General features: G+C 44.3%; 28 protein-coding genes. 15 read left to right on the top strand and 13 right to left on the bottom strand.

The window, feature by feature from the left end:
* Positions 1 to 24: 24 nt before the first annotated feature.
* Positions 25 to 1,449: an exodeoxyribonuclease I gene (gene sbcB / locus IRQ95_RS00635; protein WP_194435090.1), complete on the bottom strand. Its 1,425-nt coding sequence runs from the start codon at positions 1,447 to 1,449 to the stop codon at positions 25 to 27.
* Positions 1,450 to 1,665: 216 nt separating this feature from the next.
* Here sbcB and IRQ95_RS00630 point away from each other — a divergent pair, with 216 nt between their 5' ends.
* Entirely contained in the window at positions 1,666 to 1,884 is a 219-nt protein-coding gene (locus IRQ95_RS00630; RefSeq protein WP_194435089.1) for a DUF6500 family protein, read from the top strand.
* 87 nt (positions 1,885 to 1,971) lie between these two features.
* On the opposite strand, the gene IRQ95_RS00625 is transcribed toward IRQ95_RS00630, so the two are convergent.
* From IRQ95_RS00625 to IRQ95_RS00610, 4 genes are all read right to left on the bottom strand, one after another.
* Positions 1,972 to 3,093 carry an HD domain-containing phosphohydrolase gene (locus IRQ95_RS00625; protein WP_194435088.1) on the bottom strand — a complete coding sequence of 374 codons (1,122 nt, stop codon included), beginning with the start codon at positions 3,091 to 3,093 and terminating at the stop codon, positions 1,972 to 1,974.
* Between the two features lie 324 nt (positions 3,094 to 3,417).
* Positions 3,418 to 3,630, bottom strand: coding sequence for a transcription antiterminator/RNA stability regulator CspE (gene cspE / locus IRQ95_RS00620; protein WP_075650139.1), 213 nt, complete (start codon positions 3,628 to 3,630; stop codon positions 3,418 to 3,420).
* A 402-nt stretch (positions 3,631 to 4,032) separates the two neighbouring features.
* The gene (locus IRQ95_RS00615) at positions 4,033 to 5,400 is read right to left on the bottom strand and encodes an L-cystine transporter (protein WP_194435087.1); all 1,368 of its coding nucleotides are present in this window, start codon (positions 5,398 to 5,400) and stop codon (positions 4,033 to 4,035) included.
* Between the two features lie 196 nt (positions 5,401 to 5,596).
* Positions 5,597 to 6,277, bottom strand: coding sequence for an NAD(P)H-binding protein (locus tag IRQ95_RS00610; RefSeq protein ID WP_194435086.1), 681 nt, complete (start codon positions 6,275 to 6,277; stop codon positions 5,597 to 5,599).
* 288 nt (positions 6,278 to 6,565) lie between these two features.
* Here IRQ95_RS00610 and IRQ95_RS00605 point away from each other — a divergent pair, with 288 nt between their 5' ends.
* The 9 genes from IRQ95_RS00605 (at position 6,566) to btuD (ending at position 15,102) form a co-directional block, all read left to right on the top strand.
* A complete protein-coding gene (locus IRQ95_RS00605; protein ID WP_194435085.1) occupies positions 6,566 to 7,177 on the top strand; it encodes a flavin reductase family protein in 612 nt (203 codons plus the stop codon).
* Between the two features lie 11 nt (positions 7,178 to 7,188).
* A complete protein-coding gene (cobT, locus tag IRQ95_RS00600) occupies positions 7,189 to 8,217 on the top strand; it encodes a nicotinate-nucleotide--dimethylbenzimidazole phosphoribosyltransferase (RefSeq protein WP_194435084.1) in 1,029 nt (342 codons plus the stop codon).
* Positions 8,217 to 8,996, top strand: a complete 780-nt coding sequence (locus tag IRQ95_RS00595) for an adenosylcobinamide-GDP ribazoletransferase (protein ID WP_194435083.1) — start codon at positions 8,217 to 8,219, stop codon at positions 8,994 to 8,996. Before cobT ends, IRQ95_RS00595 begins: the two co-directional genes overlap by 1 nt.
* Complete coding sequence (gene cobU / locus IRQ95_RS00590) at positions 8,993 to 9,520, top strand: bifunctional adenosylcobinamide kinase/adenosylcobinamide-phosphate guanylyltransferase (protein ID WP_194435082.1); 528 nt, start codon at positions 8,993 to 8,995, stop codon at positions 9,518 to 9,520. The genes IRQ95_RS00595 and cobU overlap by 4 nt, the downstream gene beginning before the upstream one ends.
* Positions 9,521 to 9,524: 4 nt before the next feature.
* Entirely contained in the window at positions 9,525 to 10,142 is a 618-nt protein-coding gene (locus IRQ95_RS00585; RefSeq protein WP_194435081.1) for a histidine phosphatase family protein, read from the top strand.
* A gap of 20 nt (positions 10,143 to 10,162) precedes the next feature.
* Positions 10,163 to 11,962, top strand: coding sequence for a M3 family oligoendopeptidase (locus IRQ95_RS00580; RefSeq protein WP_194435080.1), 1,800 nt, complete (start codon positions 10,163 to 10,165; stop codon positions 11,960 to 11,962).
* A 241-nt stretch (positions 11,963 to 12,203) separates the two neighbouring features.
* Positions 12,204 to 13,232 (top strand): succinylglutamate desuccinylase, encoded by a 1,029-nt coding sequence (locus IRQ95_RS00575; protein ID WP_194435079.1) that lies wholly within the window; start codon positions 12,204 to 12,206, stop codon positions 13,230 to 13,232.
* A 132-nt stretch (positions 13,233 to 13,364) separates the two neighbouring features.
* The gene (gene btuC, locus IRQ95_RS00570) at positions 13,365 to 14,360 is read left to right on the top strand and encodes a vitamin B12 ABC transporter permease BtuC (protein WP_194435078.1); all 996 of its coding nucleotides are present in this window, start codon (positions 13,365 to 13,367) and stop codon (positions 14,358 to 14,360) included.
* Positions 14,347 to 15,102 (top strand): vitamin B12 ABC transporter ATP-binding protein BtuD, encoded by a 756-nt coding sequence (gene btuD / locus IRQ95_RS00565; protein ID WP_194435077.1) that lies wholly within the window; start codon positions 14,347 to 14,349, stop codon positions 15,100 to 15,102. The genes btuC and btuD overlap by 14 nt, the downstream gene beginning before the upstream one ends.
* Positions 15,103 to 15,107: 5 nt before the next feature.
* Here the strand turns inward: btuD and IRQ95_RS00560 are convergent, their stop codons facing one another.
* The 4 genes from IRQ95_RS00560 to IRQ95_RS00545 form a co-directional block, all read right to left on the bottom strand.
* Entirely contained in the window at positions 15,108 to 15,608 is a 501-nt protein-coding gene (locus IRQ95_RS00560; RefSeq protein WP_194435076.1) for a GNAT family N-acetyltransferase, read from the bottom strand.
* Between the two features lie 56 nt (positions 15,609 to 15,664).
* Positions 15,665 to 16,240 (bottom strand): nucleoside triphosphate pyrophosphohydrolase family protein, encoded by a 576-nt coding sequence (locus IRQ95_RS00555; RefSeq protein ID WP_194435075.1) that lies wholly within the window; start codon positions 16,238 to 16,240, stop codon positions 15,665 to 15,667.
* A gap of 145 nt (positions 16,241 to 16,385) precedes the next feature.
* Positions 16,386 to 16,958: a DUF1415 domain-containing protein gene (locus IRQ95_RS00550; protein WP_194435074.1), complete on the bottom strand. Its 573-nt coding sequence runs from the start codon at positions 16,956 to 16,958 to the stop codon at positions 16,386 to 16,388.
* Positions 16,959 to 17,006: 48 nt separating this feature from the next.
* Entirely contained in the window at positions 17,007 to 18,221 is a 1,215-nt protein-coding gene (locus IRQ95_RS00545; protein ID WP_194435073.1) for an MFS transporter, read from the bottom strand.
* Positions 18,222 to 18,358: 137 nt separating this feature from the next.
* On the opposite strand from IRQ95_RS00545, the gene IRQ95_RS00540 reads away from it, so the two are divergent.
* Positions 18,359 to 19,231, top strand: a complete 873-nt coding sequence (locus tag IRQ95_RS00540; RefSeq protein WP_194435072.1) for a LysR family transcriptional regulator — start codon at positions 18,359 to 18,361, stop codon at positions 19,229 to 19,231.
* Positions 19,232 to 19,309: 78 nt separating this feature from the next.
* Here IRQ95_RS00540 and IRQ95_RS00535 read toward each other — a convergent pair whose 3' ends face one another.
* Complete coding sequence (locus IRQ95_RS00535) at positions 19,310 to 20,551, bottom strand: NRAMP family divalent metal transporter (protein ID WP_194435071.1); 1,242 nt, start codon at positions 20,549 to 20,551, stop codon at positions 19,310 to 19,312.
* 252 nt (positions 20,552 to 20,803) lie between these two features.
* On the opposite strand from IRQ95_RS00535, the gene IRQ95_RS00530 reads away from it, so the two are divergent.
* Positions 20,804 to 21,250 carry a GNAT family N-acetyltransferase gene (locus tag IRQ95_RS00530; protein WP_194435070.1) on the top strand — a complete coding sequence of 149 codons (447 nt, stop codon included), beginning with the start codon at positions 20,804 to 20,806 and terminating at the stop codon, positions 21,248 to 21,250.
* Positions 21,251 to 21,315: 65 nt separating this feature from the next.
* Here the strand turns inward: IRQ95_RS00530 and IRQ95_RS00525 are convergent, their stop codons facing one another.
* Complete coding sequence (locus IRQ95_RS00525; RefSeq protein WP_123782486.1) at positions 21,316 to 21,546, bottom strand: glutaredoxin family protein; 231 nt, start codon at positions 21,544 to 21,546, stop codon at positions 21,316 to 21,318.
* Between the two features lie 132 nt (positions 21,547 to 21,678).
* Here IRQ95_RS00525 and IRQ95_RS00520 point away from each other — a divergent pair, with 132 nt between their 5' ends.
* Together IRQ95_RS00520 and rlmF are read left to right on the top strand one after the other, a co-directional pair.
* Complete coding sequence (locus IRQ95_RS00520) at positions 21,679 to 22,179, top strand: M48 metallopeptidase family protein (RefSeq protein ID WP_194435069.1); 501 nt, start codon at positions 21,679 to 21,681, stop codon at positions 22,177 to 22,179.
* 8 nt (positions 22,180 to 22,187) lie between these two features.
* Positions 22,188 to 23,297 (top strand): 23S rRNA (adenine(1618)-N(6))-methyltransferase RlmF, encoded by a 1,110-nt coding sequence (gene rlmF, locus IRQ95_RS00515; RefSeq protein WP_194435068.1) that lies wholly within the window; start codon positions 22,188 to 22,190, stop codon positions 23,295 to 23,297.
* Between the two features lie 279 nt (positions 23,298 to 23,576).
* Here the strand turns inward: rlmF and pilW are convergent, their stop codons facing one another.
* Together pilW and metA are read right to left on the bottom strand one after the other, a co-directional pair.
* Positions 23,577 to 24,326 carry a type IV pilus biogenesis/stability protein PilW gene (pilW, locus tag IRQ95_RS00510; protein WP_194435067.1) on the bottom strand — a complete coding sequence of 250 codons (750 nt, stop codon included), beginning with the start codon at positions 24,324 to 24,326 and terminating at the stop codon, positions 23,577 to 23,579.
* Positions 24,327 to 24,474: 148 nt separating this feature from the next.
* Positions 24,475 to 25,416: a homoserine O-acetyltransferase MetA gene (gene metA, locus IRQ95_RS00505; protein WP_194435066.1), complete on the bottom strand. Its 942-nt coding sequence runs from the start codon at positions 25,414 to 25,416 to the stop codon at positions 24,475 to 24,477.
* 250 nt (positions 25,417 to 25,666) lie between these two features.
* On the opposite strand from metA, the gene IRQ95_RS00500 reads away from it, so the two are divergent.
* Positions 25,667 to 26,047: an ATP-binding protein gene (locus IRQ95_RS00500; protein ID WP_194435065.1), complete on the top strand. Its 381-nt coding sequence runs from the start codon at positions 25,667 to 25,669 to the stop codon at positions 26,045 to 26,047.
* Positions 26,048 to 26,062: the final 15 nt, after the last annotated feature.

Here is a 26,062-nt window from a genome sequence, read left to right as displayed (position 1 = left end):
AAAAATCACCGAGAAAAGTAGAAATTATGAGACAAGTTTCTCGACGTATTGGTAAACAGATTTTAATAGTGTGATTTTTTTTGTATCACTCTCATGTTCGTGAACTAAGTTTTCAAGATTTATCATGTAGTCGTCTATGCGACTTTGGAAGTAGTCACGAGAGTGGTTCATCCACTTTTGTTGTTCTTGTTCGCTCAAGGTCCAAGGGAAGTTGCGTGCACGATATCTAAATAGCAGTGGCTCGATACGAGGGTCACTGAAACTAATATCGAGATCAGCTAACTGCTCCGCTGGTGTTTGACGAATAATGTCCATTGCCGCACGGTCGGATGGCGAGAAGAAATTGTCATAAAGTTGGCTATCTACGTCAGAGCTATTTTCAAACTCACGTTCAACAGCAAATAGCGCAATCAACTTTTCACGAATTTCCGGATGTTGACGTAGGCGTTGCAGATTTTCTAAACACTGCTCACGATTGATGCCGATCTTCTCTGCATTTTCTGCCGTTAATGTTTTCGCCGGTGCAAGAATAGGGCATTTGTTAATGTGAACCAATTTCACGGGCACGGGCAATTCATCTTCTGCTAAGTCAGAGCGTTTGGTGTAAAGACGTTCGCGAAGAGCATCAGCATCTAGATCGAGAATGGCTTGCGGATCTTTCGCAAGGTCAACGGTAATAACTGCATTTTGGTTAGTTGGATGCCAAGCAACGGGCACAATCCAACTGGTGTAATGACATTCCTTACCTAACATTCCCGATACATGCATTAGCGGCGTCATGTTGACGATATCGATCAGTTCGTTGAGCTTACGTTTATGGCGCATGCTAAGAAAGTAGTCAAACAGCTTTGGTTGTGCTGCTTTGACTTTTTTCGCCATTTCGATGGTGGCAATCACATCCGCCATCGCATCGTGGGCATTTTCGTGCTCGATTCCATTCGCCACAGAGAGATGTTCGAGTTTGAAGCTGATAAAGCCTTCTTCGTTTTCCGGCCATTCGACGCCTTCTGGTCGCAGGGCATGGCAAGCACGCATGACGTCTAGGAGATCCCAGCGAGAGTTACCATTTTGCCAGCTCCATGCATACGGGTCGAAGAAGTTACGATAACAGGTGTAACGAGTTACCTCATCATCAAAACGAATACTGTTATAGCCAAGACTTGTGGTATTCGGCGTTGATAATTGTTGATGAATTTGCGCAATAAATTCTGGCTCAGGCAGACCTTTGCTCGCCGCTAATTGAGGTGTAATGCCGGTAATTAGCGCGGCTTCTGGAGACGGTAGATAGTCTGAAGGTGGTTGGCAATAGATAACAAGAGGCTCACCGATGATATTAAAATCCATATCCGTGCGAACGCCTGCGAATTGGCTCGGTCGGTCTTTAGCTGGACTGGTTCCCCACGTTTCGTAGTCGAAGAAGAAAAACGTAGGCTGGTGCTCTTGTTGCATTGAATTTTCCAAACACATATTAACTATTTCACTATTAGACCACTGAGGCGCGTCGTAAGCAATCGAGTGATGAGCCAAACGCTGATTTTTCAAGCCTTTTACTACCGGTTGAGAGAAGGTGAGGTGGATGAGTTTTAGTGTATGCGTTGAAATTAAAATCAATAACTGTATATTTAAACAGTTATTCTATTTAAAAATAAATAAGGAAGTTTAGTAATGAGAGAATCACTAAGAAAGAAAGTGATCACTGTTTGCCAAAAGAAAATAGCACAGAAAGGCGACAACGTAGGCGTGTCATTTTACGCATTTTTTGCCAACAAAAACGATGACCCTGAATTGTTAATGGAGGCGGCGACATGGTGGATTCAAACCCATCAACTCGATCATTTCGAAAAGGCGACCAAAGTGATGGCGATGGTCGAATCTAATAAATAGTGATTTGCTGAAAGCCACTTTGCCTTGCCCCGTTTGTTTTGACAAGCTTGATGTTAGTGACGTTTGGGTTTGAGTTTAGCCAAAAGGTTAGTCTGCAAAGTTATGGCGAATCATCATTATCTCATCAAGGTTAGCGAGAAAAACGTCAACACAAAGCGGATCTAATAGAGAACCTGATTTTTGTTTGAGAAATAACACGACATCTTCTAACGGCCAAGGCTCTTTATATGGTCGCTTACTGAGTAGAGCATCAAACACATCGACTAAAGTGACGATTCTGGCCTCAAGCGGGATAGAGAGTTCGGATAGTCCATCTGGATATCCCGAGCCGTCATAAGCTTCGTGATGGTGACGAATGATGTTTTTGAGAAACGTCACGTCTTTAGTTGAGATACTGTTTAAATCGACCATGCTCACGACGTTGGTGATTATCTCTTCGCCATAGATGGTATGCATATTCATTATTGCTCGTTCTTTAGTTGTGAAGACTTTCGTACTGAACAATATTTCATCGGGTATGCGGTACTTACCAATGTCATGAAATGGCGCAAAGCGTTTAATGCGATGAATGAACTCGGTGGTGATCTCTGGAAGATGTTTGGCTAACAGCCTTGCGAGCGTCTCACTGTAGTGTCCAATTCGAACAAGGTGTTGGGCAGTTTCTGGATCTCGCTCATGGCCTATCTTTAAAGCAATGGTCAGCAGTCTATTGAAGTTAGTTTGACGCTCAAAGGCCAAGATCTGTAGAGTGGCAATGATTTGCGCCACGTAGAAAAAATCTTTCTTCACTTCCGCGCTTTGGAATAATTGCGGGGTTTTAGCATTAAAAAAAATGATGCCAATAACGTTGTTGTTATGGATGATGGGGTATGCAAGGCTGCTGATATAACCTGAGTCGAGCAACATCTGAATATGTCTTGTTAGCGGTAACTCTCGAAGGTCATCAATAATACGATAGCTCAATTGCGATATGATTTGTTCAATGCTGGAACCTTTTCGGATCGAAATTTTCTCAAACTCGATAGGTTGCTCTTGTTGAGAGACATCTTCAGTATGATAGGTGGAGAGTTTGTCTCCATCTCTGGCAATCATAGAGACTCGACCTAAGCAAGGGTATGAGATCCTCACATGCTCAAATATGTCTCTGGTAAGAGAAGTAAACGGCTTGTTCTTTCGAGCAATAATGTCTAATTCGTGGTAGTTCAGCATTTATAGCTCCGCAGCATGAGAATTTGGCGTGAAGCAACACTTCTTCATCAGTGATCCGAAGCCACGTAATTACGCCTTTAGTTTTAATCCATTATTTTTTATGTGGTTATTCTAGTACTTTAGAATTGTTAAATTGAATGATCAATGTTGTTTCATTCGATACCGTCAAAACTGTTAGGTATGCACGTTAATTCTTAAGCGCGTTAGCTCTGAGAGGTGATGTAGGCAGGGTGGGTAGGATGTTGAAGTGAAAAATTGAAACATAAAAAAAGCGACCCTAAGGTCGCTTTTTGAAATCATCTGTCGATAGACAAATAATCGAAATTATAGAGCTACAACGTTAGCAGCTTGAGGGCCTTTTTGACCTTGTTCTACTTCGAAGCTAACTTTTTGGCCTTCAGTAAGAGTTTTGAAGCCTTCAGAAACGATTGAACGGAAGTGTACGAATACGTCCGCGCCGCCGTTGTCTTGAGAAATAAAACCAAAACCTTTAGTTTCGTTGAACCATTTTACTGAACCAGTCATTTTGTTAGACATGATAGATACCTATATTTAAATTTGTAATGTATTAAAGCTGATGACAAAAGCTATTGTATTGATTTTCTAGAGAAGCAATCGCAGGAGCTAAACGATAGGTATCGAAAGATGACTGAGAGAACACTTTACTTAAATCTTTATTAATAGCTCGTATCTTTAAGAGCCGCGAGTACTATACACGTACTTGGGCGAATAACAAAAGTTATTTTTGTATTTTCTTCAAATTATCGTTACACAACACTATATTGAACATAAACATTAGCTTAGCCGTGAATGTATTCATCAAGCTGGTTGCTGCATCTAACGCTCTTAAATTGAACGAAAAGTTTAGTGACGCAGCAAAAACGTGCTAGTTACTAAGCATTTGTGTAAATAAAACACAGGCTCAAAGGTTATGCCTACTTAACTTATCTTTATGACGACATTTTTGTCGTTTTCTTTGAGTAAACGGTGTGTCAGTGTACCGGCGGTCATTGAGCCTGATACATTGAGCGCAGTTCTCGCCATATCAATCAAAGGTTCGATCGAAATCAGGAGTGCAGCAATGGTGACGGGTAGCCCCATGGCAGGCAGAACAATCAGTGCAGCAAACGTTGCGCCACCACCCACGCCAGCGATGCCAAATGAACTGATCGTGATGATAGCGACTAACGAAACAATAAAATGCACATCCAACGGATTGATTCCAACTGTCGGCGCGACCATTACTGCAAGCATTGCAGGGTAAATACCCGCACAACCATTTTGTCCGATGGTGGCACCAAACGAGGCCGATAGGTTGGCGATCGCTGGTGGTACGCCAAGTTTGGAAATTTGAGTTTCTACATTTAGTGGAATCGTCGCAGCCGAACTACGAGATGAAAATGCAAAGGTCAATACGGGCCAAATTTTACTGAAATACGCTTTTGGACTAATGCCTGCCAGCGATACTAGTAGCGCGTGGACCAAGAACATTAGGGCAATGGCAATGTAAGACGCAACAATAAACCCCAATAGTTTAAGGATGTCACCGCCATTTGACGTCGCAATAACTTTGGTCATTAGTGCGGCAATACCATAAGGTGTTAGTGACATGATCATCTTGACCAGGCGCATCACAATAGCTTGAGCACTTTCGACAAAGGTGCGGATTGGTGTTTCCAACTCACTTTTCTCTGCCATTACTCTACGTGCTGCAATGCCGACTAATACACCAAAAATCACCACTGCAATGATAGAGGTCGAGCGAACTCCTGTTAGGTCAGCAAATGGATTGGTCGGAATGAAGTTGATCAGCATTTGAGGAACGTTTAGCTCGCCAACGTTTTGCGCTCGAGATTGCAGCTCTGCAATGCGAACTGATTCGCGAACACCTTCTGTTAACCCCTCAGCAGAAAGTGCAAACGCAGAGGTGATGAAAATACCAACTAATGCTGCGATAGCGGTGGTAAGCATTAGAACCGCAATGGTTATTGAAGATATTTTTCCTAGGGAGCCACCATTTTCCAGTTTCACGACAGCTGCGATCATCGACACCAAAACTAATGGCATAATGACCATTTTGAGTAAGTTGACATAGCCTTGGCCAACGATATTCGTCCATTGCAAAGTTTGCTGCGTAATTGGGCTCGCTTCACCAAAAATTAGCTGTAATGCTAAACCAAATAAACTGCCGAGTGCTAACCCGAGCAACACTTGACGAGAAAGTGGTCCTTGTCTGCTCTGATAACGATATAAGGAAAACAGTAAGCCGCTAAAGATTACCAGCGCCGCAAGAACAGCAATAGACATAGTCGAAACCCTTTCGTAATTCTAGGTTGAACTAGATTGCAGAAAAATTAGATCTACCTCACAATCTAGCTGGGTTTGCGAAAATAATGATTTGTAACGGTGAATTGAAATAAGAAAACAGTATTTATTATTACATTTAGTTCTTAAGTAGAGCCAAGGTATATAAGCTCGACAGAGTTAGTTGTTTTTATCGTCGTTATTGATATTTTTCGAGCAATGAGCGCATGTCGACACTATCAAGAATTTTTATTGGCCGAGGTGTTGATTCAAACGAGCTATAGAGCATTGTTTTCGCGACGGCTTCGGCTGATATCGGAATATAACGCGCTAAAGAGCCAATCATCAAGGGACGAATAAACTTCAACAACGATTGTACGACGGCTTCATCTGTACGCGGTTTGTCACGCAAACCCGCCAATGGTCCGGGCCTTACGAATGTTACGCTGACAAATCCCATTCTCTCAATCGCTTGCTCCATTTTCCCTTTGCAGCGCAAGTAATGGGAAGGAGAACGCGGGTGAGCGCCAATACTTGAAACAACGCATAGGTGCTGTACACCGAGTAACTTCATCGTTTTAGCAATTTCACACACCAAATGATAGTCGACGTCCTCCAGTGCCTGTTTTGATCCGGCTTGTTTACGCGTAGTGCCTAAGCAGATATAGCCTTTGTTAGGAGCGAGTTGTGAGTCATCCCAGTTTACAATTCTCAATTGCGGATCTTGAATCGTTGCTAGCTTGCTGTGAGTAAACGGAAGTGGCGAGCGAGTTAGAGCATAGATATGATCAATCGCGCGTTCTTCCAGTAGCAGTTTCATTAGCTCATTACCGACTAATCCAGTTGCTCCGGCAATCATTACGATTTGTTGTTTACTCATGATAACCCCTTGCGTATTCGACTAATCAAAGCTTCGACTATTTCGTCGTTAAGATCTATTTATCCAATCACAATTATTTTGCTGTTATTGGTCGAAATTTCAAATGCCCAGTCGTCTATTCAGCCAATGAAAGTTTTGAAGTGAGAACTGTAACGAGAAAAGCCAGTATATCTGCGCGGGTACTTTTGATAACTTATTGCTTTTCAAGAAATATTCTAAAGCAACCAAATGCACATAGTAGGCGCTGCTTGCTGCATGTAGAACAAAATGGTTAGAACAAGGATGTCTATGAATATCGATATGAGTACATTGTCCTCAGCAGAGGCGTATCATTTAATGACCCAAACAGTCGTGCCCAGACCGATTGCTTGGGTGCTCACAGAGTCAAGTACCAATAACTATAATCTCGCGCCGTTTTCATATTTTACCGCGGTTTCTAGCTCCCCTCCGCTGTTGATGTTTTCTGTCGGTAACAAACCCGGCGGTGAGCCGAAAGATACGGTTCGCAATGTCATTGAAACGGGCAAGATGGTAATACATATAGCCAGTGCTGACCTGGCTGAACAGGTGACACAGACCGCCGCGACGTTACCTCATGGAATGTCAGAAGTAGATGCGGTTGAATTAAGTCTAGTTCCGATTGAAGGATTTGAATTGCCTCGTTTGCAGACGTGCTCAATCGCATTCGCTTGTTGTTTATATGAGGTTAAACAGATCGGCGATACTGCTCAGCACTTGGTATTTGCTGAGATTGAACACGTTTATATCGACTCTAAAGTGGCTCAATTGCAAGAAGAGCGATTAGTAATTGATGCGATGGATGTTAACCCATTGTGCCGTTTAGGCGGTGCCCAATACGCTGTTTTAGAAAAAACATTTTCAGTAGCACGACCAAAGTAAGCAATTATTTCATGTTAGATAAAACTCATTCAGATGCGATATGGCATCGCATCAATCAAAAAACGAAACCACAGGGGTCTTTGGGTAAATTAGAACTGATTGCTCATAAGATTGCGTTGATACATAGCCAGAAAAAAAGTGACCATGTCACTAAGGTGGAGATTAGCAAGCCAACAGTATTGGTCTTTGCTGGTGATCACGGTATCGCGAGGGAAGGTGTGAGTATTGCACCGCAAGAAGTGACGCAGCAGATGGTGCAAAATTTCTTAGCAGGCGGTGCCGCTATCAACTGTTTCTGCCGCGCAAATAACGTTGCGATAAAAGTGATTGATACTGGCATCTTAAAATCGATTGATACGCAGTCTAAGTTATTGGTAACACAGCGTCTTGGTGAATCAACGGAAAACTTCGCGCAAACGGCCGCCATGTCTCAGCAGCAAGTGGACAAGGGGTTAGAGTATGGCGAAAAGATAGTTAAGCAAACCATAGACTCGGGCTCAAATTTACTGATGTTTGGTGAAATGGGAATTGGCAACACCAGCAGTGCCGCCGCTATTTTGGCTGCATTATCCCTGCGTAGCGTCGAAAAATGCGTCGGATTGGGAACGGGGATCAATACTCAACAACTCACTAAAAAGCGCCAACTGGTTCAACGTGGGGTTAATCGCTGCCGTGGTCAGAATGCAAAAGAAATACTGCGCCAAGTCGGCGGCTTTGAAATCGCTCAAATGGTTGGTGCTTTTCTTGCTGCAGCAAAATACAATACGCCAGTGATAGTCGATGGTTTTATTGCCACTGCTGCGGCATATGTAGCGGTAAAAATGGATCCTAGCTGCCGAGAGTATATGATTTTTGCTCATCAATCGCATGAGTCTGGTCATAAGTTTATGTTACAAGAGTTAGCGGCAACGCCATTGTTTGACCTTTCATTGAGACTTGGGGAAGGAACAGGAGCGGTATTAGCCGTGCCGTTAATTCAAGCTGCAGTCGAGTTTTATAATAACATGGCCAGTTTTGAAGATGCAGGAGTAAATGTGTAATGCGTAAAGCTTTGCACTATCAACTAGAGCTATTTTGGTTAGCGTTGGGTTTTTTCTCACGCTTGCCTATTCCACCTAACACTCCTTACAGTGAAGAACGAATGAATCAAGCCGGGCGATACTTTGGTTTGGTTGGTGTGGTACTGGGCATTTTATGTGCCGCGCTGTTTTCTTTATTTAGCGCAATTTTTCCGAACCCTGTCGCCGTCATCCTCATGATGGTGTGCAGTCTAATGCTGACAGGCGCTTTCCATGAAGATGGTTTAACAGATATGGCCGATGGTATCGGTGGCGGCATGACGCTAGAGCGTCGACTTACGATTATGAAAGATAGTCGCATCGGAACTTATGGCGCTGCGACACTCGTAATGGCGTTGTTGAGCAAGTATGTGCTGTTAACGGAATTGGCATCATTAACTAGCATGGTAGCTGTGATTGTGGTGGCTTATAGTTTAAGTCGCGTAGTTGCGGCATCACTGATCTATGATATGCCTTATGTTAGTGATCCTGATAGTAGCAAAAGCAAACCGTTGGCGAATAGACAAAGTAAGGTCGACCTTACAGTGCTAATTGCTACAGCGGTATGTGTTAGCTTGGTTTTACCATCAGGTTTGGCTGCGATATTGCTTGGTTCCGCGTGGTTATTTCGAACGCTATTTAAGGCATGGCTAATCAAGCGTATTGGTGGGTTTACTGGCGATTGCTTGGGGGCTGCGCAACAGCTGTTTGAACTAAGTAGCTACTTAATTATCTTAGCTTGGATGGTTCATTCTATATGACGATTCATTTAGTTCTGGGCGGGGCTCGCTCAGGAAAATCGAGTTTTGCTGAGTCCGAAGTGCTGGCAAGCGATAAGCAGTATCGCCACTATATAGCTACTGCAACCATCACCGATGATGAGATGCAACGGCGCATTGATCACCACCAAGTTCGTCGAGACAACGACTGGACGCTGCATGAAACACCGTTAGAAATCGCCACGCTTTTGCGGTCTCTTTCCGTTAATGACGTGGTTTTGGTTGATTGTCTGACCTTATGGATGAGCAATGTAATTTTTGAACGTGGCGAAACCGCGAGTGAGGCCGAGATCAATCAAAGGGTGACAAAACTCATTGAAGCTCTACAGAGTTGTTCAGCTGATGTGTTGCTAGTTTCCAATGAAGTTGGCTTGGGTGTCGTGCCAATGGGAGAGGTTTCTCGTTTGTTTGTCGATCATGCTGGATGGATGAACCAAGCAGTTGCAAAAATCGCAGATAAGGTGACGTTTGTTGCGGCAGGCTTACCTATTGTGATGAAAGGTTGACGGAATGCGTACGATTAACTTCTATCTACTTCGTCATGGTAAAGTGAATGGCGAACCCGCTCTCTATGGTCATACCGACGTATTGGTTGATAGCGATAAACAGCAAGCCATCTGTCAGGCAGTCCTTGATTTAGAACTCCCGATAAAGAATCTGGTTTCGTCTCCACTCAAGCGTTGCTCAGATTTAGCGCGCTTACTGAATCAATCTCGATCTCAATGGCAGTTAGAGATTGATGACGCGTTCAAAGAGATGAATTTTGGTCGTTTTGATGGCATTCCATTTGAGAGTCTCAACCAGCATTGGCCTCAGTTAGAACAATTTTGGCAATGCCCAGCACAGAACCCTCTGCCTGAAGCGGAATCGCTGGAAGACTTTTATCTCAGAGTGACCAATGGTTGGCAACAACTCATCAGAAGCAGTGAACATGATACATTGCTGATATGTCACGGTGGTACGATTCGTATGATATTGGCTTATACACTAGGATTAGATTGGGCAAACGCTAAACTGTTTTCTGTGATGCAGATTGGTAATCAATCACTTACTCATATCCGCATTACAGTTGCAGAACAATTGTACCCGCACGTGTGCTCTATCGGCACACCCATTACTACCTGTTAAATCTTGCTTAAGGAACGGCTATGACGGCACCAAGTTGGGATCTCTCTATTGCTTATCAATCTCTTAGCGATGAAAAAATCACCCAAGATATTGATTTGATCCAGCAATGTATTGTGGTGTTACAGCAACATGTAACCCGTAGGGAAGTTACAGGTGTGATGCAAAACGCTATCCAGACTAAGGAGGCTGCAGGTAAGTTACTCGCCACCATTAATACCTTTGCTGTCTGTCATGCATCTCAAGATGCGATGAGTGGGCCAGCGAAAGCGTTAATCGGAAAGTTGGCAAAATTGAGTTCTGAGCTTACGCAAGCTTATACGCCATATCAGGACACTTTGGCGACTGCTCCAATTGAATTTATTCAAGAAGTGTTAGCACATGAAAGTGGTGATGTTTATGGTCAATCTTTCGCGATTGCTTGTGATCGTAAGGTTGCTGACACCAAGTTGAGCGTGACAGAAGAGCAATTACTCGCAGCGATGCAAGTAGACGGACGCGATGCTTGGGGGCGTTTGTACGACAATATTACCGGTTCTATTCAAATTGAATTGGACGGGGAGAATACGGTGGGATTGTCTCATGCGGCGAGTTTGTTATACGGGACAGAGTTTGCACAGCAAGAACTCGCTTGGCGAGGAATCCAAAAAGCGATGGAACAACATAAGGAGAGTTTTGCCGCCATTCTTAACGCGTTGGCGGGTTGGCGTCTCACTGAATATCAAAAGCGCTCTTATCAGAAGCCTGTGCACTTTCTCGATGAGAGTTTGCATGGCAGTCGCATTCGATCGGCAACACTTGAGGCAATGCTTGTGACGACAAAGAACAATCGTTCGGTGGGGCAAAAAGCGGGCCATTTGATGGCTCAAGTTCATGGTCTCGACACCATGAAACCATGGAACCATATGGCTGGTATGCCGAGCCTCAAAGAAAACCAGTCACCTAAACAATATCGTTTTGAAGAAGCGATTGACGTGATTAAAGCTGCGTTTGCTCAGGTCGATCAGGAGATGGCTGACTTTGTCGACATGATGGTCGAAAATGGTTGGATTGATGCCGAACCCACCCCGAATCGACGTTTAGGAGCATATTGCACTAAGTTTGCCGCGACTCGCACACCTCTGGTGTTTATGACTTGGGGGGGCAGTCGTTCTGATATGCTGACGCTTGCCCATGAATTAGGGCATGCTTTCCACAATTGGGTTATGCGTGATATGCCATTGTGCCAAACTCGTTATCCAATGACGTTAGCGGAGACGGCATCAATATTTGCCGAGAACGTAGTGAGAGACTATCTACTCTCTGTTGCTGAATCCGATGAAGATAAATTGGAAATGTTATGGCAAGAGTTATCCTCAGCGTATGCGTTGATGATCAATATCCCGGTGCGTTTTGAGTTTGAACACGCCTTTTACCAGCGTCGCAAAGAAGGCGAGCTTGATGCAGAGCAGCTATGCCAATTGATGAGCGAAACGTGGAAGGAATGGTACGGATCTTCGATGAGTGAATCGGATCGATACTTCTGGGCAAGTAAGCTTCATTTCTCAATCTCAGAAGTGAGTTTTTATAACTACCCTTATTTGTTCGGTTATTTGTTTAGTATTGGTGTCTACGCTCAACGAGAAGCCAAAGGTGAAGGGTTTTACCGTGATTATGTTGAGCTACTTCGTGATACGGGCTCAATGTATGCTGAAGATGTCGTCGTAAAACATTTGGGTATGGATTTATCGAAAGCAGAGTTTTGGCAGCAAAGTATTGATTTAGTAAAGGATAAAGTTTCTCAATTTGAGGCATTAATCGCGCTAAGAGAACAAACTAGCTAGTCAATTCGTGTTAGATCAAAAAACAATCGCTCGATCTTATGTTAATATCGCTTCGCCGAGCAATCTCGGTAGAAATTGTACAGCTTTCTCTTTCTTTCCTACGAATACCAAGAGGTTACGTAGTGTGACAAGGTTTGACTTTTCGATGAAGCACGCAACTTCTGCTTGTAAGTGCGATCACCACAACAAAATTTGTCAGAACATTTCATTAACATACCGCTGTGCAATAAAGGAGTAGCGCATGACGAAAAAATTATTTCGCCAATCTTTTCTTTTGGACAGCTTAGATCTTACTCAGGAGATGCTTGCGGGGGAGGCGTTTATCGCTTCAGGTACCCGCTTGAAATTGCATCAACGAGGAGTGTTGGAAGTGATTCCTGCTGAGTTGAACGACGCAAGCAAACATATTGTGATTTCGTGTGGTATCCATGGTGACGAAACGGCACCAATGGAGTTAATGGACAAAATACTTGCCGATATTGAAACCGGATTCCAGCCAATCAAAGAGCGTCTATTACTGATTGTTGCCCATCCTGAAGCGACCAATGCGCACACACGTTTCATTGAATCCAACTTAAATCGCTTGTTTGATGCGAAAGCACATGAGCCTTCAAAAGAGCTGACTATTGCTGAGATGCTAAAAGAGCACGTTACTCAGTTTTTTGCTGGCACACCGGAGTCACAACGTTGGCATTTTGATTTGCATAGTGCCATTCGAGATTCACGTTTTTATACTTTTGCCGTCAGTCCAAAAACGCGACATCCAGTGAGAAGCAAGGCGCTGATGGATTTTGTACAAAATGCTCATATGGAAGCGATCTTGTTCTCTAATGCGCCATCAAGTACTTTTAGTTGGTACACCGGTGAAACGTTCAGCGCACAAGCATTGACTATCGAGTTGGGTAGGGTGGCAAAATTTGGTGATAACGATCATAGTAAATTGGTCGCTTTTGATTTGGCTCTGCGCGATTTGATTGCCAATAGCGAGTCAGAGCATTTACCAAGAAAGCCTTTGATGTACAGAGTAAGCCGGACCATCGTTCGTATCCACGAAGATTTTGATTTCTTGTTCGATGATAATATTGCCAACTTCACGTCGTTTAAGCACGGTGAGGTATTTGGTCATGATGGCGATAAGCCATTAATGGCGAAAAATGAAGGTGAAGCGATTGTTTTCCCTAATCGTAATGTTGAGATAGGGCAACGTGCCGCACTGATGATTTGTCCGGTGCAAGTGCGCTACGAAGATGACCAAATCGTATACGACTGATCGTAAATGACAGTAAAAATTCTTTCTATTTAAATGGCTTAACGGTATCGTTAGGCCATTATTTTTATCTATACCTCAACATCTGACATAGTATTAGGTATAGACGGACTACTGACGCATAGTTAACGCTTTATGGATTTTTCCCAACTGATCGCCCGCAAACATTCGCGTTGGCGACGTACGATAACATGGATGGTTGCTGCCCTGCTGATTGTTAGCGCGGTCTATTTGATGGTTGGTGAGGTATTTATCACGCCATTTGGCGAACTTACGTCTCTACATGAACAGCTTATTACTCAATTGCGCTTGCCTCGTTTGTTAGCGGCAATAGCGATAGGGGCCTCTCTCGCCGTGTCTGGCGCGGTATTACAGGTTTTACTGGGCAACGTATTAGCAGAACCAGGCGTGCTAGGTATTTCTGGTGGCGCTAGTGTAATGATGGTTATTTTACTGTTCTTCGTTCCTGTGCTGGCAACGCCTATCGGTTTTATGGTTGCTGCGGTGATTGGTGCAATGTTGTTTACCTTTCTCATTGTTACCATGACTCGAGCGTTGCGTTTAACCACGACACGTTTGTTATTGGTTGGGGTTGCGTTGGGTATTCTCGCCAGTTCAGTCGTGACTTGGGCCTTCTATTTTAGTGATGATATGAGTTTGCGCATTTTGATGTACTGGCTGATGGGCAGTATTGGTGGCGCGAGTTGGTATCAACATATACTAACAATAGTCACTTTGCCGGTGATGATTTGGCTATGCTGCCAAGGCTCTATGCTCGACAAATTAATGATGGGCGAAACACATGCTAAACAATTGGGGCTGGATGTAGAAGCTATTCGCTGGAAACTTATTCTTGCTGTGTCGGTATTGGTCGGTGGTGCGGTTGCACTGGGTGGCGTGATTAGCTTTGTTGGTCTAGTCGTGCCGCATTTACTACGATTAGCGCTAGGCAGTGAAAACCGCTATTTGGTTCCTATTTCTGCATTAGCGGGGGCAACGTTACTCGTATTCGCCGATATTGTTGCTAGAACGGCTCTTGATGCAGCCGAATTGCCACTAGGTGTGGTCACGACCACAATTGGCGCGCCAATCTTTGTATGGATGTTGGTAAAGAACCATGATGCACGTTAAAGCACTTAGTGTCGGCGAACGACTGTTACCACTCTCTTTTCAAGCTGAACCAGGTGAGATCATTCATGTGATTGGTCCAAACGGCAGTGGAAAAAGCACTCTATTATCGGCAATATCTGGATTGATTGAGCACAAAGGGCAAGTTCAGCTAGATGAGGTCGCACTTAGTGAGGCTCCTCTGGCGCAGCAAGCCGCTTATCGTGCTTTTCTATCTCAGTCAGACCGTCCTGCTTTTAATCTAGAAGTGTCGCATTACTTAGCTCTGTCAATTCCAGCCAACGCCAAGCATGAAACCTCAAAAATAGAACAGGTTGTCTCTGAGCTTGCCGACCTTTTGCAAATTGATGACAAGTTACATCGCAGCATTCATCAATTATCAGGTGGTGAGTGGCAGCGTGTGCGGTTATGTGCGATTTGTTTGCAAATCTGGCCATCGCTAAATCCTTATGCCCAGCTACTGATATTAGATGAGCCAGCGGCTCCCCTTGATATTGGTCAAGAAGCCTTGCTTTATCAATTAATTGACAAGGTCGCTTCGATGGGGCTAACGGTATTGATGTCGAACCATGATCTTAATCGCACCCTTAAGCATGCCAAGAAAGCAATTTTGCTTGATAAAGGTGTCATGCAAGCTTTTGGCGACGTATCGCAAGTATTGACCCCAAGTCAGATCGGTGAGGTGTTTAATACTCAAGTGGAACGTGTTGATGTCAATGGCAAATCAATCTTACTGTTTGATTGACTTAGTTAAGTCAACGCTAGTCGATATTCGGTGCAGTTGAGCGTCGTCCCTTGCACTTGGGTGAAGTTGACTAAATCACGTATAACGACAAACCCCAACTTAGTGAGTACTTTCTGAGACGCGATATTTTGCTTGGAGGCGATGGCAACCAGTCGTTGGACATGATTATCTCGCGCTAATGGCAACATTTTTTGTACTGCTAACTGTGCGATCCCTTGACCAATGTATTGTTCACCTAAACGATAGCCGAGAAAAGCCTTACCTCGGTGGATATTGTGGAGGTTTATACGCCCAATTATGTTTTGCTTATTGTCGACGATAAGCATCGGGAGAGCCTTGCCTAAGGTATGGTCCATTAGCAGTTCAGCAATGTGGGTTTGCACACCTAATTCACAATAGAAATCACTCGCTCTTGCTTCGATATGCTGCTCAAACCAGTGTTGATTGTTTTGTTCGAATTTGAGTAGTTGCTGGGTATGTTGCAGGCTGAGTAGAATGAGCTGCATGCCAAGATCCTTATGGCAAAAAAAGACCGCCAGTAGGCGGTCTTAGAATAATTAAATTAGCGAGTTAGTGGCGCTAGATCGGCAGGGCGGTAGTAAACAGATTTTAGTACCTTACCTTGGCGAATTGTTTTTGCTTCAGAGACGAAATCTTCGGCACATTTCGCGATGATATAATCACCTTTTTGTACCGCCATTAGCTTAATGCCTTGTTCTGCGTAATACGCTTCAGTGTCTGCGTACTCTTTTTCGCTACGGCATACTTTACTCATGTTGCTTGAGTGTACTTCATCCCAGCAAGGAATAAAGTCGATGCCGCGGTTAACTGCAACGTTAAGCAACAGGTCGATTAGGTAGCTGATCGCTAGGTTATCTTCTACTTTGTCGTTACCGAGGTGAACTAGACGTCCCATCAAAACATAAACGCTGTCAACAATCGCATCGGCTTGTTCGGTTTTGTTGTCTGCTTCCGCTAGCTCAGTTAACTCTTCGATAGCTAAAGAAGTGTGTAACGTGTCCGCTTTATCATCTAGGCTTTCAGGTGAAGCAACTGGCAGATCAAAAGTACTACGGAATTCGTTAATATCACGGTAAAGGTGATCGAAGATTTCTTGAGTCAGTTTTGATAGGTACATGCGATTTTTCCGCTAAATATAAATTTCGCGCAATACTAACAAAGCAGAGCTCGGCTCGCTACGCATTGGCGCGAATTAGTGAGTTGTTCGAGTAAGAAATCACACATCCTTTTGGGGATGTGCGCACAATTAGAGCAGCAACCAGTTACTGACCAAATAGGTAAGGGAATAACTGTAAGCGTTCTTGCGGCGTTAATGATTCAACACGTGCAATATTGGTCTCAGGAATCGCTTCAGGATTCGGGTAGTGTTTTAGCACTTTTTCCATGCTTTCTTCACGGATTAAGTGAAACACCGGATAGGGCGCACGATTAGTTAAGTTGGATGCATCTTCCGGAGCACTGTCTGCAAAACAGTAGTCTGGATGGAATGTCGCAACTTGGAAAATACCGTCCCAACCTTGCTGTTGGATAATGCCTTCAACCCAGTCAATGAACATATTGTAATCCCAAAAATCATCAAGCATATACGGCGCGACAACGAGTGTCGTTTCAAGCTCTTTGACCGGGGTATGATCGAGATGAAGCAGTTGGCTAAAAATATCTTCTAGCAGAGCTTCATCATCGGTTGCTTGGCTAACAAAAATCTCAATCTGTTTATTTCGTTGTGGTTTTGCCGCAAAAGGACACAAGTTGAGTCCGATAACAACATCATTCAGCCATTGATTCACTTGCTGTTTGATTTCTGGTAGTTGCGGAGTTGAGCGTGGACAATTCATAGAGCTTCCCAAATGAACAACAAAAAGCTGTTTATTGATACGATAGTTTTATTTTTTGTTGTCAATAATAACAGAATTCGTGGTGAGAAGTTTGTCTTTTGCTTCTAGGCGCGCGCACAATATAAAAATCGCAAGGTATAACACACTGCCACCCATGATTACCGCTTGCCAACCGCCGTGTTGCCAACAATAAATCAGGAAAAAACCGCCGATACTACCCCCAATATAATAGTGTACAAGGTAGAGTGCAGTTGCGGTTGCTTTGGCTCGCTTGGCTTTTTGACTTACCCAGCCATAAGCGAGTGTATGAGTGAAGAAAGCGCCAAAGCTTATCAATAATAACCCTAGCGTCATCCATAGAAGATGATCGAAGTAGGCAACCAGCATACCGGCTAGGCTGATAGCCGTGCCCAGCATCATGCCAGAAATTGCGTTGTGTTTATTGGTCCATGCTGAAGTTAAAGTTGAACTCAATGTACCTGCTAGATAGCAGAGGAAGATCAGCGAAGCGAGACCAATGGGTAAATAATGTGGCGCTGAAACCAAACGGAACCCCATCACCGAGTAGAGGTTAACAAACAGGGCAAAGTTCAAGCAACCAATCAGCATCGCAAGCCAAATAGTGCGGTTCTTTAGGTGAGAGATAATTGCACGATTATGATATCTCAGCAGACCCTTTTGAGGCTTGAAGTGTTGCTGATGAGGAAGCAACCAAGCGACAAGGAGAGCGCCAATAATGGTAAACACCGCCATAGCAAGTACCGCTTGTTGCCAGCCCAGCGTGTCAGTCAAAGTTCCCCCCACGATTCGACCACAAATCCCACCGAGAGAGTTCGCGGCGATATAAGTGCCAATCGCTTGGCTAAATGCTTTGGCGCTCAACTCTTCGACCATGTAAGCCACGGCAACAGAAGCAAAGGCTGCAAGGGCAACACCCATCAGAGCACGCAAAATGACCAGCATCAATAACGATTCGCCAAGTAGCATCAGCGCACCTATCACGGGCATGGCGAATAAACCAGTCAGCATGACAGCTCGTCGTCCCACGGTTTCAGAACTGATTGCCCACGGTAATAAAGAGATAGATAGTGCGAGTGTCGATGCCGCGAATATCCAGTTAACTTGGGTTTCTGACACTGAAAAATAGTCCGCCATAAATGGCAGCATTGGCTGAAAAAGATAAAGATTACAGAATACTAAGAATGAACCTAAAGCTAAGCTTAAGGTTACGCGCTTGTATTGAGATGTGCCAAGTTCAATCATGGTTTACGCACGCAAAGATAACAGATGTGATCAAGTTATCAGTGATATGTGGATTAATAAAATATATTAAAATTATCAACCTAATAAATTAAATATATCAAAATTGCTATTCTTGACGTTAAACACGGACTTTTAATATGGACTCGAAACACCTCAAACATTTTGTCACCGTCGCCGAGTTCGGCCACTTTACCCAAGCGGCTAAAGCGCTCCACATAGCTCAACCTGCGTTGAGTATCTCGATTAAAAAGTTTGAACAGCAACTGGGTATGGCTTTGTTTCGTCGCACTGATCGTAAGGTCGAGCTCACCGATGAGGGCAAGGTATTGCTTAAACACGCCAAACGGGTACTTCAACAAATTGATGATGCCAAACTCGCGATGGATGAGCTTAAAGGGTTAGAGAAAGGGGAAGTGAGACTGGGCGCGCCGAGCATGATGGGCTCGTACTTCTTTCCCCAAGTTCTAATGGCATTTAAAAGCCGCTATCCGAATTTAAAGCTGACCTTAGTGGATGCAGGTACCGGCTCTATTCGAAAAATGTTACTCAATGGCGAATTGGATATCGGGGTCATCAATCTCGATAAGCAGGTCCCTGATGACTTGGAGACGGATATCCTTTTGCATTCTGAAATGGTGGCCGTGGTGGGTAAAGATCATCCCTTTGCCAGTAAACAATCGGTGCGTTTTGATGAATTCTTTGAACAAGACTTAGTGATGTTTAAAGAAGGTTACTTCCATCGCGACTATATAGAAGCGAAGGCGAAGGAGAATGAGCTTGAATTAGAATGCGCATTCGAAACCAACTTACTGCCTTTAATATTAAGTATTGTAAGGCGTGAGTTTGCTATTACGGCTCTGCTTGACTTGGTGACTCACCATGAAGCGGATATCGTTGGTGTGCCATTTGAACAACCGGTAAAACTCGATTTAGCGTTGGCGTGGCGAAAGGGGGGTTATCTGTCTATTGCGGATCGAACCTTTATTGAGTTCGTTAAGTCTTTTCATTGAATTAGAAGCCGATTCACCGCCGATAAAAAAGAGCCGCTAGATGCGGCTCTTAATCGTTCGGCTTATATACCTGCGGCTTTAGCCGATAAACTTCGCAACGAAGTTACTGATGTTAGTCACGCTTGATGCAGCCATGACCACCACGATTACCGCACCAATTGCAGTTAGGTAAACTGGGTGTTTGTAGTCACCGATGATGTCTTTACGACGAGTAGCCGCCAGTACGATACCTAACACGATTGGTAGAATGATGCTGTTTACCAAACCCGCTAGCATTAGCAGAAGAATGGGCATGTTCATGGTTACTGTGCCAAGGCTAGTCACTAGGATAAATGCTACACACCATGTTTTCTCGTTACGCGCTACCACAGGGAACAGCGTTTTGATAAGCGAGATTGCCATGTATGAGTTGCCAACTACCGAGGTGATTGAGGCAACAAACAGCACTAGACCGAAGATGAAGTAACCCGTTTCACCTGCACCTTGACGGAACGCATCGGCGGCTGGGTTTGATGAGTCTAGTACCGCGCCAGCTGAGATTACGCCAAATACTGCAAGGAACAGTAGGATTCGAATCACAACCGCAATTGAGATACCCGCCCAAGCTGCCGTTTTGATTGATGGAACGTTCTCTTGACCTTGCAGACCGATATCAACTAGACGTTGTGCACCAGTGTAGTAACCGCCTACAGCGCCACCAACGATGGTGAGTGTTGGTAGTAGTAGACTACCGAAATCGCTCGGCATAACAGCTGCAGATAGCGTTTCGCCCATTGGAGGAAGGCTTGTCATTGCGACATAAGCGATCAACACAATCATAAACAAGCCAAGGTAACGCGCCATTTGGTCCATGCGCTTAGAAGCGTTGTGTACAATGAACAGTAAGCTACCGATAAGACCCGTAAATAGGGCGCCCCAAGTGGTGTCGATGCCGGTCAGTACATTGATACCAAGTGCCGAGCCACTGACGTTACCGAAGTTAAACGCGACAGCACCGAGTGCCAGTAGTACGCCAACCACGTAGCCCATGCCAGGTGCGACTTTGTTTGCAATGTCTTGGATGCGTAGGCCAGATACGCCAACAATTCGCCATAGGTTCATCACGATACCGAAAGTGATAAACATTGAAGCGAATACAGGGAATGCCATATCTACTTTGTAGATATTAGTGAAAACTGCGGTTTGAGTAAGGAAGCCAGGACCAACAGACGTTGTCGCCATTAGGAAGGCAACGCTAAGGATGGCTTTCTTTTGCCATGAAGTCTCGTTGTTAATCGGAGCAGTCGCGTTGATGGTCGCGGTAGAAGATTGTGTTGTCATGCCGAATCTCAAAATGTTGTGTCTCTATCTTTAAAAAAATAGAAAGACAACTGACCAAGATCAGCTGAACTTATGCTCGTAATTTATTGTAAAAACAAGTAATTTCAAATCTGTCCTTACTTGCTGGCGGCGGATTTTAAATAGGTCGTAAGCGCTTGTCAACAGTTGTTTTTTTATTTATTTTCTCATCGCTAAATTAGCCTGTTTCCCTTATATTTTTTCCCTCTCTATAACGGGGTGAATGTTAAAAAAATGGCAATAAATTATTCAACAAGAGAAGCCGTTGAGTCTGATTATGAGTTCCTGTTTGAACTCAAAAAAATAACTGAGAAGCAGGCAATAGCGAACGTGTTTGGTTGGGATGAAACCATTCAGTGGCAGATCCATAAACAAGAGTGGGAACAAGCTAAACCATTGATAATCATGGTCGATGGTGAAGATGTTGGCAGTGTTCTGATTGAACAACGTAGTGACGAAATTTACTTTGGGCGCTTCTTTATTTTGCCAAGTTACCAAGGACAAGGGCTTGGCAGTGCGGTTATGCAAAATGTGATTGAAATGTCACAAAAACAGCGACTTCCGATTCGCTTACTCTATCTACAAGGCAACCGCGTGGGAGCGCTTTATCGTCGTCACGGTTTTGAAGTGACCTCTGAAACCGATCAGTTTGTGTATATGCAGCGTCCGGTGAGCTGCTGATTTAACTTGCGGTTAGAAACGAAAAAGAGCGAACCATAGTTCGCTCTTTTACAATGTAGGTCGGCTTAGTTGCTCTTATACATCTTCTCAAAGTTAGCCGCATTCCAGCCAATCATATAGCGATCGCCAATTTTCAATACTGGCAGTGAACGAGCGCCAATCGCATCGAGTTCTTTACGACCACGTTGCATTTTTGCGTTGGTTAGACGGTATGGATAACCTTTAGAATCAAGGTAGCGCTGAGCATCTTTGCAGTGCGGGCACTTATCTTTTACATATAATACGAGTCGTTTCATTGTCACTATTGGCTCTTGGAACGTTAAACTGGCGCGAGTATAGGCGAATAGGGCACTTTCGACAACGATTCCCGTGAAGCGTTGTCTTGATTAAGGTAGACTTAGCGCGATTTTATTATTTGTTGTTCGGTTATGAATCCAAATCCTGTACTTCGTTATATCCAAGGTTACCCAGAACATATTTTGACCCCCGTTTCGCAGATGCTTGAGTCGGGGCGTTTTTGCGCGTGGTTTGAAAAGCGTTACCCAAAGCGCCACGACATTCAAAGTGAAAAAGCGCTTTATGAGTACACAATGGCGCTGAAAAACCAGTATATGAGGAAGACTTCGCCACTGAGCAAGGTGATTTACGATAGCAAGATTCATCTAATCAACAACGCTTTGGGTCTACACACTTACGCGGCCAAAGTGCACGGTGGCAAAATCAAATCGAAGAATGAAATTCGTATTGCCAGCGTATTTAAACACGCGCCGGAGCCTTTACTGCGCATGCTCGTTGTCCATGAACTGGCGCATTTAAAAGAAAAGGATCATAACAAAGCTTTTTACCAGCTTTGCTGTCATATGGAACCGGACTATCATCAATTAGAGCTGGATGCTCGCTTGTTTATGATTTACCAAGATATTAAGTAACGACCACTATGAGTAGTAAAGATACTGCGCGCTCAAAGCGCAAACCTAAAACGAATTCTACTGCGACGAAATCGTCAGCGGGAAAACGTCCTTTTGTGAAAGCATCGTCGACAAGTAGTATGTTGGTTACGACGGTAACGGGTGAGGCAGGGCTGCATAAGCGTAATCTTCATCAAGGTCGTTATAATTTTGATCGTTTAGTCAAAGCGTTACCTGAGCTGGCAAAGCATGTGGTGCGAAATCCCAAAGGTGAGCAAACGATTCAATTTGATGATCCGACGGCAGTTAAGCTATTAAACCAAGCATTGCTGGCTGAACATTACAGTGTCACGCAGTGGAATATTCCTCAAGGCTACCTATGTCCGCCAATCCCTGGGCGCGCGGATTATATTCACCGTCTAGCGCAATTGCTGCTCAATGAAGCACCAAAACTCAACCATAGCCTAGTTAGAGCGCTTGATATTGGTGTCGGCGCTAACTGTATTTACCCAATTGTCGGGGTAAGCCAATATGGCTGGGAATATATCGGCAGCGATGTTGATCCTATCTCGGTAGATAACTCAAATCAGATCGCGCAGAACAACGCGGTGCTCACAGGTAAAGTGGCGTGCCGTTTACAAAGCGACAGCCGCCATTTCTTTAAGGGCATCATTGAGCCGAATGAATTTTATGATGTGACGACCTGTAATCCTCCGTTTCATGCTTCGCTTGAAGAAGCGCAGCAGGGGACAGAGCGCAAACTGAATAACCTTAATGCGCACAAAGCCAAACGTGGTCAGGTGAAACTTGAAAAAGGTCAGCCTAAAGCGCGCAAGCCGACCCTCAATTTTGGTGGTCAAAAGGCTGAGCTGTGGTGCCCGGGCGGCGAAGCGGCATTTGTGAAAAACATGGCATTTGAAAGCCGTGAATTTGCCACTCAGGTCTTGTGGTTTACGACCTTAATCTCGAAAAAAGATAATGTTCGTTGGTTGCGTAAAAACCTCGAGAAAGCCGGTGCAAAAGAGGCAGTGATTGTTGAGATGAGCCAAGGCCAAAAGATTAGCCGCTTTGTGGCGTGGAGCTTTAAAGATAAAGCCGAACGTGCAAAATGGTTGGCGGTGAAGTGTATACTCAAGTAACCTCAAAGTGCTTGGTTCAGCGAGAATTGCTTGGTTTGCAGGCAAGGCAACGATTTGAAGTTCTAGTGCTTCTAAATCAAAAATCGTTAACGCAGTATGCGAGCCAAGCAAACTCGCCCTTCGGGAGCTAGTCACTGGTTCGATTGCTGCGTCAAACTACTTGGAAATAGTTCACTATTCCGCTTCGCAGTTTTCCTTGCACTTGAACCAGTGACAATGCTCTGAATCCTGCACCTTGAAGTCACTTGAGTATATAAAATTAATTATTGACCACGCATGTTATTGAAACCCGCCGATGTGCGGGTTTATTTTTGCCAATTTAAGTTGATAGTTTTGTGCGGCAGCGATATTTCCTGCTTTGATTTCTAATCGAACTAAAGACTGCAGTATCTGAGCTTGTTCCCCCAACTGTTGCTTGGCATTTATCAACCTCGCTCTGGCTGGTTCAAAGTCGTTGTGAGCAATTTCTAATTCGACTAAGTGGAATAGCGTTCTTAAATTATCAGGTTGATAACTCAGAGAGCGACGGAAGTGGTCAATCGCAAGTTTATCTTCTCCCCCTTTAAGCGCACAGTAACCCGCATTCGCATAGCTGCTCCCAATGTGCGGATAGGTTGGCTGTTCAGTTGCTCGTATGAAAAATTCATTGGCACGTTGATACTGCTGTTGACTGCAAAGAAATACCGCATAGTCATTTAACACATAGCTATTGTCGCGATGATAGTAGAGCGCGGTTTTATAAGTTCGCTCCGTTTTAGTGAGTTCATTGACTTGTTTAAAGTAGTCGGCTTGGGTAAGTAAGGTACGGTAATAGTTGGGCGCATGTTGTATTGCTTTATCAAGGTTTTCTTTTGCTCTGCTGAGGTTGCGCTGTTTGAGGTAGCCTTTGGCAAGCTCGATACGTGCATCCGCTTTTTGCTGGTGGGAAGGCATTGAATCCGTCTGCTTAGTGATAGGCTCGCTGGCGCATCCGGTTAACAGCGTTGACCCTACTATGGTTACAGCCATAGTCACTAATCTTAATTTCATCTTCGCCTCCTTATTGGCTTGAGGTGAGTATATCTAGCACAGGAGAGGGTTAAGTTGCGTTTGCGGATGGGGTAAATCGAGTCAGATCAAAAAAGACCAACAGAGTTGGTCTTTGTACTTGATTCCAATTTGAACTAACTGGCTTCGTTTAATCGTCTTTGGTGAAGTTTGCTTCACTAAAGTGTTCCAGATCGAAAGGTGTTTGTTGGTAAACGCAGTAGTTGAGCCAGTTGGAAAACAACAAATGGCCGTGACTACGCCAACTGGCGCACGGTGGGTTATCTGGGTTGTTGTTGGGGTAATAATTGATTGGGATCGCAGGCTCCATTCCTTCGCTGAGGTCTCGGACGTATTCATGGTGAAGAGTATGCGAATCGTATTCCGGATGACCTGTGACAAAGACATTGCGCTTGTCTTTGGTTGCCGCTAAATAAACGCCTGCCACATCTGAGGTTGCCAGAATATCGAGATCGGTATGTTCCGAGAGAAACTCAGATGAAAAATCAGCATAGCGTGAGTGTGGAGCCAAAAACTCATCATCAAAACCACGTAATAGTGGGCTAAGCGGATTGACGGTTTGGTGTTTATAAACGCCAGAAAGCTTCTCTTTACGAGTACGCTTAGGCAGGTTGTATAATAGCTTCAAACCAGCTTGTGCGGCCCAGCAAACATAAAGGGTTGAGGTTACGTGCTCTTTTGCCCAGTTCATGATGCTCTGTAGATGCTCCCAATAAATCACATCTTCAAATTGCACTAAGCCGAGCGGCGCACCAGTAATGATCATGCCATCAAAGTTGCGTTGCTTGACCATTTCAAATTGGCGATAGAAAGTATCCAGATGCTGAGTCGGTGTATTCTTGCTCGGACGATTATCGATTCGCAGAAGTTCAATATCCACTTGTAGCGGACTATTCGATAGCAAGCGGAGAAATTGAGTTTCCGTTTCTATTTTCTTCGGCATCAGATTGAGGATCAACACTTTTAGTGGTCGTATATTCTGCGTCGCGGCGCGAGTTTCTGACATCACGAAGATGTTCTCTTCACGCAGCACGTCAGTGGCTGGTAGTTGATCGGGGATCTTGATCGGCACGGCTTTCTCCCTAAAGCAGTATTTTAGACGTCTATACATCCAAACTTACAACAATCATTTTAAGATGTCGACAGCAAATTTAATTTATCCCAGACGGAGGTGCAATCCAAGCCTTCGTATCCATGCGGGCTTAGATGTTATGGAGTGTGTTTAAGTGAGTGACAACAGCGATAGAGGCAGTTAGCGATAACATGGTGACTGGTTTATACTGCGCGTCCTCAATTGAATCAGTTGGTAGTCAATTCATATTATGCCGAAGCTTACTCTTATTCGTGGTTTACCTGGTTCTGGTAAAAGTACCTTAGCAAAAACTTTCCAAGCTCAGCATTTTGAAGCGGATATGTACTTTGTTGATAAAGATGGCGAGTACCAATTTAATCCTACTCTGTTAGAGCAGGCGCATGCATGGTGTAAGCAGCAAACCGAACAAGCACTGCGCAAAGGAGAGAACGTAGTCGTCGCCAATACCTTTGTCCGTCGCTGGGAAATTCAGCCTTACTACCAGTTAGCCAAAAAGCTCAAAGTAGAGTTTGAGATCATCGAATGTCATGGCGATTATGGCAGTATTCACGGTGTCGAGCGGAGCGTGATCGAGAAGATGCGTGCTAAATGGCAAGAGTGGCAGGTATGAGGGGGAGAGGCGAGA

This window comes from Vibrio fluminensis (genome assembly GCF_015278125.1).
Taxonomy (GTDB): Bacteria; Pseudomonadota; Gammaproteobacteria; order Enterobacterales; family Vibrionaceae; genus Vibrio; species Vibrio fluminensis.
The sequence above is the reverse complement of the archived record's forward strand: the minus strand, read 5'-3'. Positions and strand labels throughout refer to the sequence as shown.